Genomic DNA, 14,787 nt, shown 5'->3' on the forward strand with positions numbered 1-14,787 from the left:
GGGGCCGACAGGTACGGCCCGTACTGTTGACGCATGGATCTTCGACTGCCCGCACTGCGGCGGCCCCGACGGTGGATCGCCGCCGGGGCCGCCGTCGTGGTGCTCGCCGGAGCCGGCACGTGGAGTGCCGTCGCCTCCGACGGGGCACCCGCGGTACACCGCACCGACCAGCTGATCAGTACGGGCGACGGGGTGAGAATCGACACGTCGTACTTCACCGGCGACGCCTCCGGACGCCGGCCCGCCGTCCTCCTCGCGCACGGCTTCGGCGGCAGCAAGAAGGACCTGCGCACCCAGGCGGAGGACCTCGCCCGCGACGGGTACGCGGTCCTGACGTGGTCGGCCCGCGGCTTCGGCGGATCCAACGGGAAGATCGGGCTGAACGACCCCAAGGGTGAGGTCGCCGACGCCTCCAAGCTGATCGACTGGCTGGCCAAGAGGCCGGAGGTCCAGCTCGACAAGACCGGCGACCCGCGCGTGGGCATGGCCGGCGCCTCCTACGGCGGCGCGGTCTCCCTGCTCACCGCCGGGACCGACGACCGCGTGGACGCCATCGCCCCGGCGATCACCTACTGGAACCTCGCCGACGCGCTGTTCCCGAACGGCGTCTTCAAGAAGCTGTGGGCGGGCATCTTCATCAACACCGGCGGCGGCTGCGACAAGTTCGAGAAGCAGCTGTGCGAGATGTACAACCGGGTCGCCGAGTCCGGCACGCCGGACGCGGCGGCGACGAAGCTCCTGGAGGAGCGCAGCCCCTCCGCCGTCGGCGACCGCATCAAGGTCCCCACGCTCCTCATGCAGGGCCAGACCGACTCGCTCTTCCCGCTCGGCCAGGCCGACACCGCGGCGAAGGCGATCAAGGCCAACGGCGCCCCCGTGGACGTCGACTGGATCGCGGGCGGGCACGACGGCGGCGACATGGAGGTCAGCCGCGTCCAGGCCCGTACCGGGGCGTGGTTCGACCGCTACCTGAAGGACGAGAAGGGCGTCGACACCGGCCCCGCCTTCCGGGTCACCCGGACCCTCGGCCTGGGCTCCGGCGACGGAGAGCCCCGGCTGGGCAGCGCCACCGAGGACACCTACCCCGGCCTGACGAGCGGAGGGCGCTCGATCGCCCTGACCGGTCGCGAGCAGCGCATCGACAACCCGGCGGGCTCCAGTCCGCCCGCCATCTCGGCCCTGCCCGGCCTCGGCGGCGGTGGCCTGTCCCAGCTGTCCTCCCTCGGGGTCGGGGTGTCCCTCGACTTCCCCGGCCAGTTCGCCTCGTTCGAGTCGGCGCCCCTGAAGGAGGATCTGCAGATCACCGGCTCGCCGACGGTCACGGTCCGCGTGAAGTCGACGAGCGAGGACGCGGTCCTCTTCGCGAAGCTGTACGACGTCGGGCCGGGCGGCGCCCAGCCGGTGCTGCCCTCGCAACTGGTCGAGCCCGTCCGGGTGGAGGGCGCGAAGGCCGGCAAGGACGTACGGATCACCCTGCCGGCGATCGACCACGAAGTGGACGACGGCCACCGGCTGCGCCTGGTCCTCGCCTCGACGGACCTCGGCTACGCCTCACCGACGGCCCCGGCGACGTACACCGTCTCCCAGGTCTCCCAGAAGGGCGGCCTGACCGTGCCCGCGCCGCTCGGCGGGGACACCGCCGCGGCGGCACTGCCCGCGTGGGTGTGGTGGCTCCCGCTCGCCGGCGCCGGGCTCGGGCTGGCCCTGCTGCTCACCGGACGGCGCCGCACGACGACGCCCGCCCCGGACCCGGCACAGGCCGAAGTCCCGCTCCAGATCACCGACTTGAGCAAGCGGTACGCCAAGTCGGCGGACCGCTACGCCGTGCGGGACCTCACCTTCCGCGTGGAGAAGGGCCAGGTCCTGGGCCTGCTGGGGCCGAACGGCGCGGGCAAGACCACGACCCTGCGCATGCTGATGGGTCTGATCGCTCCGGACGCCGGAGAGATCCGCGTCTTCGGCCATGTGATCCGGCCGGGCTCGCCCGTACTGTCACGCGTCGGGGCGTTCGTCGAGGGAGCGGGCTTCCTGCCGCACCTCTCCGGCCGCGAGAACCTGGAACTGTACTGGCGGGCCACGGGCCGCCCGCCCGAGGACGCCCATCTGGACGAGGCACTGAAGATCGCGGGCCTCGGCGACGCACTGTCCCGAGCGGTACGGACCTACTCCCAGGGCATGCGCCAGCGCCTCGCCATCGCCCAGGCCATGCTCGGCCTGCCGGACCTGCTCATCCTCGACGAACCGACCAACGGCCTCGACCCGCCGCAGATCCGCGAGATGCGCGAGGTCATGATCCGCTACGCGGCGGCCGGCCGAACGGTGATCGTCTCCAGCCACCTCCTCGCCGAGGTCGAGCAGTCCTGCACCCACCTGGTGGTCATGGACCACGGGAAGCTGGTCCAGGCCGGCCCGGTGAAGGAGATCATCGGCTCGGGCGACACGCTGCTGGTGGGCACGGCCACGCCGACGGAAGAGCCCGTCGTCGAGAAGGTCGCCGCGCTGCCGGGTGTCGTCTCGGCCGTCCGCACCGACGACGGACTCCTGGTCCGGCTCGACGCGGACGGAAGCGCGCGGCGCCTGGTCGCCGAGCTCGTACGGATGGACGTACCCGTGGAGTCCGTCGGTCCGCACCGCCGTCTCGAAGACGCCTTCCTCACCCTGATCGGAGAGTCCGCATGAGCACGCTGGCCGACCGCACGGAGGAGCGTGAGGAACGCGAGGGGCGTGAGGAGCGCGCCGAGGAGCGTGCAGGGGGCGGTCCCGCCCGGCCCGTCGAGGTCGCCGACGGCTACCGCGCGGGCCGCACGCTGCCCCTGAGGGTCGAACTGGTCCGGCAGTTGAAGCGGCGCCGCACGATGGTGATGGGCGGGCTGCTGTTCGCCCTGCCCTTCATCCTGCTGATCGCCTTCCAGGTCGGCGACCCGGGCGGCGGCGGCGACGGCGCCCAGCGGATCAACCTGATGGACACCGCGACCACGTCCGGGGCGAACTTCGCCGCCGTGAACCTCTTCGCCTCCGCGGGCTTCCTGCTCGTCATCCCGGTGGCGCTGTTCTTCGGGGACACGGTCGCCTCGGAGGCGAGCTGGTCGTCGCTGCGCTATCTGCTCGCGGCGCCCGTGCCCCGGGCCCGGCTGCTGTGGTCCAAGCTGGCCGTCGCCTTCGGCCTCAGCCTGGCCGCGCTGGTGCTGCTGCCGCTCGTCGCGCTCGCCGTCGGTACGGCGGCCTACGGCTGGGGGCCACTGCAGCTCCCCGTCGGCGGCACGCTGCCCGTCGGGACCGCCGCCCAGCGCCTGCTGATCATCGTGGCGTACATCCTCGTGTCCCAACTGATCACCGCGGCACTGGCGTTCTGGCTGTCGACGAAGACCGACGCACCGCTGGGAGCGGTCGGCGGAGCGGTCGGGCTGACCATCATCGGCAACGTCCTCGACGAGGTGACGGCGCTCGGCGACTGGCGCGACTTCGTGCCCGCGCACTGGCAGTACGCCTGGCTCGACGCCGTCCAGCCGCAGCTCGACTGGAGCGACATGATCCAGGGCACGTCGCTGTCCGTCACGTACGCGCTGGTGCTGTTCGCCCTGGCCTTCCGCGGGTTCGCCCGCAAGGACGTGGTGTCGTAGCCGGCCCGTAGCCGTCTCTTGGCCGCCGCCTCGTAGCGCCGCTGTTCTGGCCCTCCGGACACCCTCAGGTCTCCGGAGGGTCTCCCACCGGTCTCAACTGCCGTCCACCGTGGCCGCATTGAGATTCATCCGCAACGCCTTGGCCCGCTCCTTCCGGCCGCCTCCGACGTCACAGTCACAGACGTCGACTCAAAGAGGTCACCCGAGGGGGCACGCATGAGGCGCAACGGACGGCATCAGATACGGCGGGAAGAGCGGGAAGAGCGGGGAATCCGACCCGGAGAGGGGCGGTGGGTCCGGCAGGGACGGCGGCGCCGCGTGCGTGCCGCGCTTGTCGCCGGGAGCGTGGCCGTCGGACTTCTGCTCACGGCCTGCAGTGGCGACGGCAGCGACGGGAGTTCGTACGACCGGGGAGGCAGCAAGGCCAGGGACGACAACGGCTTCCCGGCCCCTGCCCCCGTCCAGCCGACCGGCCCCTCGGGCACCGACGACGGCACCGCCGAGGGCGATCAGAAGGGCGAAGTCCGCGAGAGCGCGCCGCCCGCCGACTACCTCTCCACCTTCGCCCTGGACGTCGACACCGCCTCGTACGGGTACGCGCGCCGCACCCTTGAGGAGGGCCGCAGGCCCGACCCGTCCACCGTCCGCCCCGAGGAGTTCATCAACAGCTTCGGCCAGGAGCAGGACTACGAGCGCCCGGACGGCGACGGGTTCACGGTCACGGTGGACGGGGCCCGTACGGCCGCCGCGGACCCTTCGCGCGGCGAGGAGGACGCCAACTCCGACACGTTCGGTCAGGAGAACCGGGACTGGCGCTTCCTCAGGGTCGGGCTCGCCACCCGGGAGGCCGAGGACGCCGGTGAACGCCCGCCCGCCGCTCTGACCTTCGTCATCGACGTCTCCGGATCCATGGCGGAGCCGGGCCGCCTCGACCTGGTCAGGCAGTCCCTCGGCGTGATGACGGAACGGCTGCGCGACGACGACGCGGTCGCGCTCGTCTCCTTCAGCGACGAGGCCAAAACCGTGCTCCCGATGACCCGGCTGGGCGACAACCGCGGCCGCATCCACGACGCGATCGACACGCTTGAGCCCACGGATTCGACCAACCTCGGTGCGGGCGTCACCACCGGGTACCGCACCGCCGTGGACGGCCTGCGCGAGGGTGCCACCAACCGGGTCGTGCTGCTCTCCGACGCCCTCGCCAACACCGGCGAGACCGACGCCGACGCCATCCTCGACCGCATCGCGGACGCCCGCCGCGAGCACGGCATCACGCTCTTCGGCGTCGGCGTTGGCAGCGACTACGGCGACGCCCTGATGGAACGCCTCGCCGACAAGGGCGACGGCCACACCACGTACGTGTCCAACGCCGAGGACGCCCGTACGGTCTTCTGCGACCAGCTCCCGCGGAACATCGACCTCACCGCCCGTGACGCCAAGGCGCAGGTCTCCTTCGACCCGGAGACCGTCGACCGGTTCCGGCTGATCGGCTACGACAACCGGCAGGTCGCCGACGAGGACTTCCGTGACGACCGTGTGGACGGCGGGGAGATCGGTCCTGGGCATACGGTCACGGCTCTGTACGCCGTGCGGGTCAGGCCGGGGGCGTCGGGGCATGTGGCCACGGCCACGGTGCGGTGGCTGGACCCGAACTCCCGTACTCCGCACGAGGAGACTGGGCAGATCGAGACCTCCTCTCTCGACCGGGACCTGTGGTCCGCCGGGACGGCGCGCAGCGGTTTCCAAGTCACCGCGATCGCGGCGTACTTCGCGGACGCTCTGCGCTCCGACGTGGTCGGTGGGGTCGGCGGGACCGCCGCGCCGGTCCCGCCCTCGCTGCGCGAACTGGCGGACCGGGCCGACGATTTGGCCTCCACCACGGAGAGCCGCCCGATCCGCCAACTCGCCGAGACGATCGACCGGGCGACGGATCTGGGGTAGTGGTCGTCTGCGGGTGGTGTGTGGCCGGTCGCGCAGTTCCTCGCGCCCCTAAAGACGCGCCTGCCGTGTGGTGTCGGGTCGGGGCCGCGACGGGGCATCCGATCGCAGCTGTGTCATCCGGCACCTATTGGTTGCCCATCAGAGGTCGTGCTGCGATCGGAAACCCCGACACGACCCCTTCGGCCGGAGGGCGGCTGCCGGAGGGTGGGGGCGGGCCCCTTCAGGGGCGCGGGGAACGGCGCAGTCTTGTGGCTTTTAGGGGTGCGAGGAACGGCGCGACCAGCCACACACAACCCGTACGATCCCTGAAGCCTCAGCCCCTACCCACCTAGGGGCGCGGGGAACTGCGCGACCAGCCCCCACTCACCCGCACAGTTCCCTCTCCGCCCGCAAAGGATCATTCGGGAAGCGAAACGCCGTACGTTCCCAGGCTCCAGTGATGTTGCTCAGAAAACGACGGGGTGTCAGCGGCCCCCGAGTCGCTGAGTTCAACTCGGCAAGCGCACCGCACCGCAGGGCACGCCGAGCGGCGGCAACCTGCGCAGGATCGACCCAGCCGGGCACATCCCCCGGCACACCCCGGTCCGCAGCAAGCCAAGCGGCAGGCAGCCGCTTGTCGTGCCCGACTCGTCCACCCCCGACCCGTTCGGAATGCGCGGCCAACGGATAGGCCAGTCCGATCGGATCGAGCGCGGCCCCGTCCAGCGGCACGAGCGACCCGTTGAGCCCCAGCACCACATAACTGGCCGTCATTGAAGGAGCGCCAGGACCCACCGGCGCCGCCACCCGCCCCTCCTTGCCGAACAGCAGGGCCGGCGCCCCGGAGTACCGCGCGGCCCACACCTTCCGCGCGTACTCCAGGTGATGCGGAGCCCCGACGAAGGTGTGCCGCACCGGATGCGGGTCGGCGTTGTGGCGGACGTACACGCCGCGCTCGTCCGCGATCCCCGCCGGCCCGATCTGCCCGCCGTACGGAATCCGCAGCCACCCCGCGCACACCACCGCCCACAGGCCGACCCCGACCGCCGCCAGCGCGCCCACCCGTGTCACCGGCACCACGAAGACGGGCAGCAGCATCAGGAGGAGTCCCGGCAGCAGCATGCGCCCGTGCATGAAGTCACCGCCGACCTTGATGACGTACAGCCAGCACAGCAGTCCCGCGAGGACGGGCGCGAGCACGGGAACGAGCCGCGCGACCCCGCGTTCGGCGAGCCCGCCGCGCGCGGGCAGCACCGCCGCCGCCACGAACAGCGCGGGCACCCACAGCAGATAGGGGTGCGCGAAGTCCCCGAGATATCCGAGGCCCCGCCCCCACAGACTCTGCGAGGCCTCCTTGGTCACGGCGGGCAGCGGCACCAGATGCCCGTAGTACCCGGCCCGGAACACCTCGTACGCGGCCGGCAGCGCGCCCGCCGCCCCCGCACCCGCGAGCGTGCCCCGCCACGACGGCCGCACGAGCAGCCACTGCGCGCCGAGGAAGACGACCGACACGAGCCCGAGGTCGGGCCGGACGAGCGGTCCGAGCCCGATGACCGCCGAGGTCAGGAGGGAGGCGGGCCGTGTGATCAGTGTCAGCCACGCGCCCGCGATCCAGCACGTCGCGAGTCCCGTCTCAAGACCGGAGGTGGCGAAGTCCCACACGGGCGGCAGGCCGAGCAGGACCAGCGACCCCAGCGGCACGACCGTCCGACCGCCGTACGTCCGCAGCGCCCCGAGCCCCGCGAGCGCGAAGCCGGCCGCGGTCAGCAGCAGTCCCCCGAGCACCGCCGCCGACACCGGATCCACGCCTACTGTCCCGGCCGCCACGAGCAGCCACTGCCACAGCGTCCCGGTCGACGACTCGACCCGCTCACCCGCGTTGAACACGGGCCCGTTCCCCGCCAGCACCTGCCGCACGGTCCGTACGTAGATGTAGGCGTCGTCGGACATCCACCGCCGCTGGAACCCGGCGTACGCCACCACGAGCGCGGGCCCGAGCCACACCGCCACCCGGGCCCGGTCCGCCCACACCGCCCGCTGCCCCGGCCCGGGCAGCAGCGAGACGGAGGGGGAGGGGGAGGAGGGAGAGCGGGGCTTCGGGTACGAGGGGTGCGCGGGGGAGTGCGTCGACGTCATGTCCCGTTCATCGGTCCCCGTCAAGTCGAGCTTGACGGGGAGGCGGCCGGAAGTGGTCCGCGGTGGGCCGAACGGGGGACCAGCCTGCGGGAACTGACGTCGAGTCAGGCCGTGGCCGGTCCGTGTCAGTCCGTGCCGCAGACCGACGGCAGTGCCCGGCCGAGCCCCTTCAGATGCAGTACGTCCAGCCGGTGCCCGTACGCGGACAGCGCGGCCGAGGCGTACAGGCGCGGCCCGCAGGAGGCGTCGGCGCGGACCGGGGCCGTCTCCTGGAGTGCGGCCAGGAGCCGGGTGGTGATCAGGTCGAGCGCCGGGCGGACCTCCTTGGCCAGGTCGGGGCGCTCGGTGGGCCGCTCGTCGGGGTGGGCGTCCCAGCGCGCGTACAGGCCGCGCTGGACCAGCTTGTTCGCCTCGATCTGGTCGCGGAACACGGCGGTCACGGCGTCGGGGTCGAGCCCGAGCCCGGCCGCCCGCGCGGCGACGTCGTCCAGGATCTGCCGCTCACGCACCGGGTCGTCGATGGGCGACTCGGTGCCGTACTTGGCCGCCGCCACCTTGTCCGCCAGCAACAGCCGCTCGACGAACAACTCGGTGAGGGCGCCGAGACCGGATGCGGAGGCGGCGGTGGTGGTGGATTCGGGGACGGCCTGAGCGTGGGCGGCCGCGGGCATCGTGCCGGTGACGGCCGTGGCGGCGATCACTGCAGTGGTGACGAAGACGGACCGAAGGCGGTGGGGGCGCACGGGGTTCCCTTCGTAAGGAGGCCGGTCGGGAGGAACTCGGTTCAGGAAGAGGTCAGTTGGCGCCGGACCGTCGCCCCGCGCCGTGCAGCAACGTATCGACGACGAGCGTGGCCAGCGCATCCGGGTCCTGCTGGGCCTGGGGCCCGTGCAAGGCCTCCCCGATGAGCGCGTAGTAGACGCGCCGCGTCCACTCCAGGTCCACGGAGGCGTCGAGCAGGCCCTCGTCCTGTGCGCGTCCGAGGAGTTCGAGGCAGCGGGCACCGACCTGTTCCCAGCCCGCCGCCGCGGTCCCGCCCTCGTCGTCCGGACGGCTCAGCGCATAGCTCCAAGCCCCCTTGATCCGCAGGACGTTGGCGGTGATGCGGTGCAGGGAGACCAGCGGCGGCGCGGTGTCCGGGCGGCCGTCCTCGACCGCTTCGGCGAGCTGGCGTACGGCCGACTCGGCGAGCGCCTCGATCAGCGCCTGCCGGCTGGCGAACCGCCGGTGAACCGTCGTCCGCGCCACCCCCGCCGCCTCGGCGATCGGCTCCACGGCGGGCTACCAGCCGAGCCCGTACTTCGCGGTCTACGGCGCCACCAAGACGTTCGTCCTGAACTTCTCCCTGGCCCTGCGTCAGGAGTACCGCGGTCGCGGCATCAAGGTCACGGCCCTGTGCCCGGGCCCGGTGGAGACCGGCTTCTTCGAGGCGATCGGCACCCGCAAGGCGGCGGTCGGCTCCTTCACCACCTCGGAACCCGTCGTACGGGCCGCCCTGCGTGCCCTCGACCGTGATCGCGCCTATGTCACCCCGGGCCTCGGCAACGCCCTGGGCGCCCACCTCACCCCGCGCCGCCCGCGCACCCTGGTGGCCGCCATGGCGGAGCGCGTCACCCGCAAGGTTTTGGAGTCGGAGACCGGGCGGGAGCGGGTTGCCGCCTGAGGTCGCCCGTGTGCCGTCGGGGTGCTCCGCCCGACGGAGGGGAAATCTCCAAGCGGGTTGAAAATCCCCTACGCGTGAGTAAGTTGACCCGGAAGTAAGTACGCGCCACCGCACAACGCGAGCCGCGAAACCGGGAGCCGTCATGGGCGTACGCAAGGACCTGAAACGGGCGAAGAAGCGCACCGATCTGGCGGACCGCACCAAGGTCGAGATCACCAGGGACCACCACGGAGTCGTCCGCGAGGCGCGCATGCCGGCCCTCGCCCCGAAGGCCGCCACCGGCAGCATCGCCGATCTGCCCTTCACCAACGCGGCCGAGGCCCCCGACGCCGTGGTCCTCCGCCGCAGGGAGAACGGCACCTGGCAGCCGGTGACCGCGGCCGCCTTCGCCCGCGAAGTCACCGCCGTCGCCAAGGGGTTGGTCGCGGCGGGCCTCGAACCGGGCGGCCGCGTCGCGGTCATGTCCCGTACGCGCTACGAGTGGACGCTTCTCGACTTCGCGATCTGGGCCGCGGGCGGCCGGAGCGTGCCCGTGTACCCCACGTCGTCGCCCGAGCAGATCGAGTGGATCGTCCGCGACTCGGACGCCCGGATTGTTGTTGTCGAGACCCCCGAGAACGCGGCGGCGGTCGCGACCGGCACGGCCGACCATCCGGATCCGCCGCACGTGTGGCGGATCGACGGGGGAGCGATCTCCGACCTGACCGTTCTGGGCGGCGGTGTCGCCGAGGAAGAGGTCACCAGGCGGCGTGCCGCGCTGACCCCCGACACCGTCGCGACCATCTGCTACACCTCCGGCACCACCGGGCGGCCCAAGGGCTGCGTCCTCACCCATGCCAATCTGCACGCCGAGGCCGCGAACACGGTCGAGTTGCTGCACCCCATCTTCAAGGAGGTCACCGGTCAGATCGCCTCGACGCTTCTGTTCCTCCCGCTCGCCCACATCCTGGGGCGCACCCTCCAGATCGCCTGTCTGACGGCCCGTATCGAACTGGGCCACTTCCCGAGCATCAAGCCCGACGAACTCCGCCCGGCGCTACGGGAGTTCCGGCCCACCTTCCTGGTCGGCGTGCCGTACCTCTTCGAGAAGATCCACGGCACCGGCCGCGCCACCGCCGAACGGATCGGCCGCGCCGCCTCCTTCGACCGCGCGCACCGCATCGCCGTCCGTTTCGGAGAGGCGCACCTCGACCGGTTCCTCGGCCGCGGCAAGGGCCCCGGCCCCGGCCTGTACGCTGCCTGGGCCCTGTACGACCTGCTGGTCTACCGCCGTATCCGCAGGGAACTCGGCGGCCGCACGCGCTACGCCATCAGCGGCGGCTCCCCGCTCGACCGCGACCTCAACCTCTTCTTCTACGCCGCCGGCATCATCGTCTACGAGGGCTACGGCCTGACCGAGACCAGCGCCGCCGCGACGATCGTGCCGCCCCTCAACCCTCGCCCTGGCACGGTCGGCCTCCCCGTCCCCGGCACGTCGATCCGTATCGCCGACGACGGCGAGGTCCTCATCAAGGGCGGCATCGTCTTCGGCGCCTACTGGAACAACCCGGCCGCCACGGACGCCGCCCTGACCGACGACTGGCTCGCGACCGGCGACCTCGGGGACCTCGACGAGGACGGCTATCTCACCATCACCGGCCGGAAGAAGGACATCCTCGTCACCTCCGGCGGCAAGAACGTTTCCCCGGCCGTCCTGGAGGACCGTCTCCGCAGCCGCCCCCCGGTCGGCCAGTGCGTCGTCGTCGGCGACAACCGCCCCTATGTCGCCGCCCTGATCACCCTGGACCGGGAGGACCTCTCCCACTGGCTCTACGTCCGCGGGATGCCGGCGGACACCCCAGTCGCCGAGCTCGTCGACGACCCCCGCATACGCGCCGACGTCCAGAAGGTCGTCGACCACGCGAACCAGGCCGTCTCCCGTGCCGAGTCGATCCGCGAATTCGCCCTGGTGGAAGGCGAGTTCACCGAGGAGAACGGTCTCCTCACCCCGTCCCTGAAGATCAAGCGCCACGCGGTGACGGCGGCGTACGCGAAGGAGATCGAGGCGCTGTACGGAGACTGAGAGCGGGGCACGGCGGCTGGGGCTGGACGGGTGCCCGGGGCCGGGCATGGGAAAAGCGGGCCACCCGCGAGGGGTGACCCGCTGTTCGCGCGGCTGCGGAGATCAGCTGCGGTCGGCGCCGTTGCCGGAGAGCACCGGGATGTTGGAGAGGATGTGCGAGAGCGGCTCGTCGCCCTTGGCCTGGGTCGAGTTCTCGGTGCACTGCTGGTTCTGCGGGGCCGACAGGATCGGCACGTCCTGCAGGACGGTGATCGGCACGGCGCCGATGAGCGAGGCCAGGTTGGCCTTGACCGGCAGACCGACACACGGCTTGTTCAGCGAGCCCTGCACGAGCGAGAGCTGGGGGCTCATCTTGCCGTGCGTCGCCTGGTTGCCGTACTTCTGGACGGAACCGTTGCCGTTGGCGGTGGTGACGCCGTCGTCGTTGCCGATGGCCAGCGCCTGGGGCGCGCCGGCGGCCGACAGACCGGCGACAGAGGCGGCAATGGCCGCGGTCGCCATCAGCTTCTTCATGTTCGTTCCCTTTCGGAGAATGGCCCCGTTACGGAGCCGCATAATGATCAACAGTGCGGTGGACGGTGCGGTTGCGGGGTTTGCCCCGATTGGCCCACAGGGTTCCTCGGGACCGAAGTTGCGCGCGCCGCCGTAAGACGTGAGAGGGGCAGCGGGCCGCCGTGAGACCGGCGGCCCGCTGAGAGGTGCGGCAGATCAGCTGCGGTCGGCGCCGTTGCCGGAGAGCACCGGGATGTTGGAGAGGATGTGCGACAGCGGCTCGTCGCCCTTGGCCTGGGTCGAGTTCTCGGTGCACTGCTGGTTCTGCGGGGCCGACAGGATCGGCACGTCCTGGGCGACGGTGATCGGCACCAGGCCGGCGAGCGAAGCCAGGTTCGCCTTGGCCGGCAGGCCGATGCAGGGCTTGTTCAGGGAGCCCTGGATGAGCGCCATCTGCGGGCTCATGTCCCCGTACGTCGCCTGGTTGCCGTAGACCTGCGCGGCGTGGTTGCCATTGGCGGTGGTGACGCCACCGTCGTTGCCAATGGCCATCGCCTGGGGCGCGGCGGCAGCCGTAACACCGGCGACGGAAGCGGCGACCGCCGCGGCAGCCATAACCTTCTTGATCACTTGCTGGTCCCTTCTGGAGTAACCCCGTCCACCGGAGCGATCTGGACAACTGCCCCCGGCCCGCATAGTTGCTCCGATTCACTCCGATGGCCCATTTGAGAGGCCCGTTTGTACGGTGCACGCGCGCGAGTGATTCCGTGAATTCAGGGGTTCCGAACGGGCCAACCGGGTGACAGGAAGAAACCAATGGCACCGCCTCCGGTTGATGTGAAAGCAGGAACATGTGTCTCTGCCAGGAAAGGACCGGAGAAATGCTCAAGAAGGCAATGGCCACGGCGGCGGTCGCCGCTTCTGTCGTCGGCGTCTCGGCGGCGGCAGCCCCCCAGGCGCTTGCCATCGGGAACGACGACGGCGTCACCACGGCCAACGGCAACCACGCCGAGCAGGCGTACGGCAACGCCAAGACGGGCGGTGACCTGAGCCCCCAGGCCTCGCTGGTCCAGGGCTCGCTGAACAAGCTCTGTGTCGGCCTGCCGGCCAAGGTCAACGCGGGTTCGCTCGTCGGCATCCTGGTCCCGGTCACCGTCCTTCAGGACGTGCCGGTCCTCTCCGCCCCGCAGAACCAGCAGTGCGCCGAGAACTCGACCCAGGCCAAGGGTGACGAGCCCGTGTCGCACGTCCTCTCCAACATCCCGGTGCTCTCCGGCAACGGCGCCGACCGCAGCTGATCCACCGTCACAAAGGATGCCCGGGCGTCCCCTTAGCTCTTCGAGCAGGGGGTGTCCGGGCTCTTTGGCACTATTTTCTGTTTTTGTTTTCTGTCGGTTCTTCCGCTGGTCCTTCCTTATGGCAGTGACGTTTCCCCCGTCGAATCCATGCGGAGCGTTCGGGTGAATTACCGGGGAACCGCACTTTCTGTAGTTTCTTCGGCCCCCTTCCTCTCGTTCTACAGCCCGCAGGTCATGGTGCGAGCCGTTCAGGCTGGGCTCGTCCGGTTTCGGCCGTCATAGGGGCATGACCGCAGAGAAAGGGAAGTACGTGAAGCACAAGAAGAGTGCCGTCGTCGTAGCCGGCGCGATCATGGCCATGGGAATGGCCGCCCCGGCCTTCGCCGACGCCGAGGCGCAAGGTGCCGCCGTCGGCTCGCCCGGTGTCCTCTCGGGCAACGTGGTCCAGGTTCCCGTCCACATCCCCGTGAACGTGTGCGGCAACTCGATCAACGTGATCGGCCTGCTGAACCCGGCGTTCGGCAACCAGTGCGTCAACGACTGACGTCGTAACGCACCAGCCGACCGGCTGTGTCACGCCGGCCTTGGACTGCCTTTCGGCGCCAAGGCCGGCTTTCCCACTTCTACGAGCAGAGAAGACAACGAGATTGCGACAGACCCTGAGCAGGGGAATGGTCGTGGCGGCCGCCGCGACGAGCTTCATGTCCCTGTACACCCCCCAGGCGTTCGCCGACACGAACGCGAACGGGGTCGCAGCGGACTCGCCCGGAGTGCTGTCCGGCAACAGCGTGCAGGCGCCGGTGACCGTCCCGGTGAACGCGTGCGGCAACTCCGTGGACGTCGCGGCCGGCCTCAACCCGACGTTCGGCAACTCCTGCGCCACTGCCCCGGGCACGGGCAAGCACAGGAAGCCGGACACACCCAGGCATGCCCCTCCGTCCGGCTACGGCTCGGGCAGCGGTTATGACTCGGGCGACGGCTTTGGCAATGGCTATGGCTATGGCGCTGACCATGGCTACGGCTCGGGCTATGGCTATGGCCGGCGCGGCGGTTACGGCTCGGACCACGGTGACGGCTCGGGCCCATACGGTTCCGGTCACCAGAGCTCGGGCCATCCCGGTGGTCCCGGGCGCGGTGGTGATTCCGGCCAGCACGGCGGCGGTTCCTCCGCGCACGGCGGGGCGCGCAACTCGCCCGGCGTCGGTTCGGGCAACAACGCCCAGGTGCCGGTGGACGTACCGGTGAACGCGTGCGGCAACACCGTGGACGTGGTCGCCCTGCTGAACCCGGCGTTCGGCAACAAGTGCGCGAACCGCAATGGCCCGCACAGCAATGGCCCGTCTCGCAATGGCCCGCAGAGCCACGGTCCGCAGAGCGATGGCCCGAAGGGCTACGGCGGCGACACCCCGCCGGCTGGACCCCCGAGCGTGCCGCCGACCAAGCCCCCGACCACGCCGCCCACGAAGCCGCCGAGCTCGCCTCCCACTCCGGCACCGTCTCCGGCGGCACCGGCCGTTCCGCCGCGGTCTACGGGCTCGGGCCGGCCGCCGGCACCGTGCTGGCCGTCGGCGAGGGCCTGACCGGCATCGAAACCGC

Annotated in this window: 13 protein-coding genes; 8 read left to right on the forward strand and 5 right to left on the reverse strand. The window is 71.1% G+C overall.

Features of this window, described 5'->3' with window-relative positions:
• The first annotated feature begins 33 nt into the window (after positions 1 to 33).
• The 3 genes from O3Q52_RS16390 (at position 34) to O3Q52_RS16400 (ending at position 5,561) form a co-directional block, all read left to right on the forward strand.
• Positions 34 to 2,679 (forward strand): CocE/NonD family hydrolase, encoded by a 2,646-nt coding sequence (locus O3Q52_RS16390; protein ID WP_269649516.1) that lies wholly within the window; start codon positions 34 to 36, stop codon positions 2,677 to 2,679.
• Positions 2,676 to 3,620 carry an ABC transporter permease gene (locus O3Q52_RS16395; RefSeq protein WP_269649517.1) on the forward strand — a complete coding sequence of 315 codons (945 nt, stop codon included), beginning with the start codon at positions 2,676 to 2,678 and terminating at the stop codon, positions 3,618 to 3,620. Before O3Q52_RS16390 ends, O3Q52_RS16395 begins: the two co-directional genes overlap by 4 nt.
• A 216-nt stretch (positions 3,621 to 3,836) precedes the next feature.
• On the forward strand, positions 3,837 to 5,561 hold the full coding sequence (locus O3Q52_RS16400; RefSeq protein ID WP_269649518.1) for a VWA domain-containing protein: 1,725 nt from the start codon (positions 3,837 to 3,839) through the stop codon (positions 5,559 to 5,561).
• Positions 5,562 to 5,924: 363 nt separating this feature from the next.
• Here O3Q52_RS16400 and O3Q52_RS16405 read toward each other — a convergent pair whose 3' ends face one another.
• The 3 genes from O3Q52_RS16405 to O3Q52_RS16415 form a co-directional block, all read right to left on the reverse strand.
• Positions 5,925 to 7,676: a hypothetical protein gene (locus tag O3Q52_RS16405; protein ID WP_269649519.1), complete on the reverse strand. Its 1,752-nt coding sequence runs from the start codon at positions 7,674 to 7,676 to the stop codon at positions 5,925 to 5,927.
• Between the two features lie 125 nt (positions 7,677 to 7,801).
• Entirely contained in the window at positions 7,802 to 8,419 is a 618-nt protein-coding gene (locus tag O3Q52_RS16410; protein WP_269649520.1) for a chorismate mutase, read from the reverse strand.
• A 52-nt stretch (positions 8,420 to 8,471) separates the two neighbouring features.
• Entirely contained in the window at positions 8,472 to 8,951 is a 480-nt protein-coding gene (locus O3Q52_RS16415; RefSeq protein ID WP_269649521.1) for a TetR/AcrR family transcriptional regulator, read from the reverse strand.
• Here O3Q52_RS16415 and O3Q52_RS16420 point away from each other — a divergent pair.
• Complete coding sequence (locus tag O3Q52_RS16420) at positions 8,941 to 9,339, forward strand: SDR family oxidoreductase (RefSeq protein WP_269649525.1); 399 nt, start codon at positions 8,941 to 8,943, stop codon at positions 9,337 to 9,339. The two genes, O3Q52_RS16415 and O3Q52_RS16420, sit on opposite strands and share 11 nt — an antisense overlap.
• A 142-nt stretch (positions 9,340 to 9,481) precedes the next feature.
• A complete protein-coding gene (locus O3Q52_RS16425; RefSeq protein ID WP_269649522.1) occupies positions 9,482 to 11,401 on the forward strand; it encodes a long-chain fatty acid--CoA ligase in 1,920 nt (639 codons plus the stop codon).
• Positions 11,402 to 11,503: 102 nt separating this feature from the next.
• Here O3Q52_RS16425 and O3Q52_RS16430 read toward each other — a convergent pair whose 3' ends face one another.
• Both O3Q52_RS16430 and O3Q52_RS16435 read right to left on the reverse strand, forming a co-directional pair.
• Positions 11,504 to 11,914, reverse strand: coding sequence for a rodlin (locus tag O3Q52_RS16430; RefSeq protein ID WP_269649523.1), 411 nt, complete (start codon positions 11,912 to 11,914; stop codon positions 11,504 to 11,506).
• Between the two features lie 195 nt (positions 11,915 to 12,109).
• Positions 12,110 to 12,523, reverse strand: a complete 414-nt coding sequence (locus O3Q52_RS16435; protein WP_055614978.1) for a rodlin — start codon at positions 12,521 to 12,523, stop codon at positions 12,110 to 12,112.
• Between the two features lie 251 nt (positions 12,524 to 12,774).
• On the opposite strand from O3Q52_RS16435, the gene O3Q52_RS16440 reads away from it, so the two are divergent.
• From O3Q52_RS16440 to O3Q52_RS54155, 3 genes are all read left to right on the forward strand, one after another.
• Positions 12,775 to 13,191: a rodlin gene (locus O3Q52_RS16440; protein ID WP_055614977.1), complete on the forward strand. Its 417-nt coding sequence runs from the start codon at positions 12,775 to 12,777 to the stop codon at positions 13,189 to 13,191.
• Between the two features lie 352 nt (positions 13,192 to 13,543).
• Positions 13,544 to 13,735 carry a chaplin gene (locus O3Q52_RS16445; RefSeq protein ID WP_269649526.1) on the forward strand — a complete coding sequence of 64 codons (192 nt, stop codon included), beginning with the start codon at positions 13,544 to 13,546 and terminating at the stop codon, positions 13,733 to 13,735.
• Positions 13,736 to 13,838: 103 nt separating this feature from the next.
• Entirely contained in the window at positions 13,839 to 14,771 is a 933-nt protein-coding gene (locus O3Q52_RS54155) for a chaplin (RefSeq protein ID WP_332112916.1), read from the forward strand.
• The last annotated feature ends 16 nt before the right edge of the window (positions 14,772 to 14,787 follow it).

This window comes from Streptomyces sp. ActVer (assembly GCF_027270795.1).
GTDB lineage: Bacteria > Actinomycetota > Actinomycetes > Streptomycetales > Streptomycetaceae > Streptomyces > Streptomyces umbrinus_A.

Bases quoted from the DNA above. Each gene is read 5' to 3' on its own strand.
- O3Q52_RS16390 (WP_269649516.1), top strand. From the start codon at position 34: ATGGATCTTCGACTGCCCGCACTGCGGCGGCCCCGACGGTGGATCGCC.
- O3Q52_RS16395 (WP_269649517.1), top strand. From the start codon at position 2,676: ATGAGCACGCTGGCCGACCGCACGGAGGAGCGTGAGGAACGCGAGGGG.
- O3Q52_RS16400 (WP_269649518.1), top strand. From the start codon at position 3,837: ATGAGGCGCAACGGACGGCATCAGATACGGCGGGAAGAGCGGGAAGAG.
- O3Q52_RS16405 (WP_269649519.1), bottom strand. From the start codon at position 7,676: ATGACGTCGACGCACTCCCCCGCGCACCCCTCGTACCCGAAGCCCCGC.
- O3Q52_RS16425 (WP_269649522.1), top strand. From the start codon at position 9,482: ATGGGCGTACGCAAGGACCTGAAACGGGCGAAGAAGCGCACCGATCTG.
- O3Q52_RS16430 (WP_269649523.1), bottom strand. From the start codon at position 11,914: ATGAAGAAGCTGATGGCGACCGCGGCCATTGCCGCCTCTGTCGCCGGT.
- O3Q52_RS16440 (WP_055614977.1), top strand. From the start codon at position 12,775: ATGCTCAAGAAGGCAATGGCCACGGCGGCGGTCGCCGCTTCTGTCGTC.
- O3Q52_RS16445 (WP_269649526.1), top strand. From the start codon at position 13,544: ATGGCCATGGGAATGGCCGCCCCGGCCTTCGCCGACGCCGAGGCGCAA.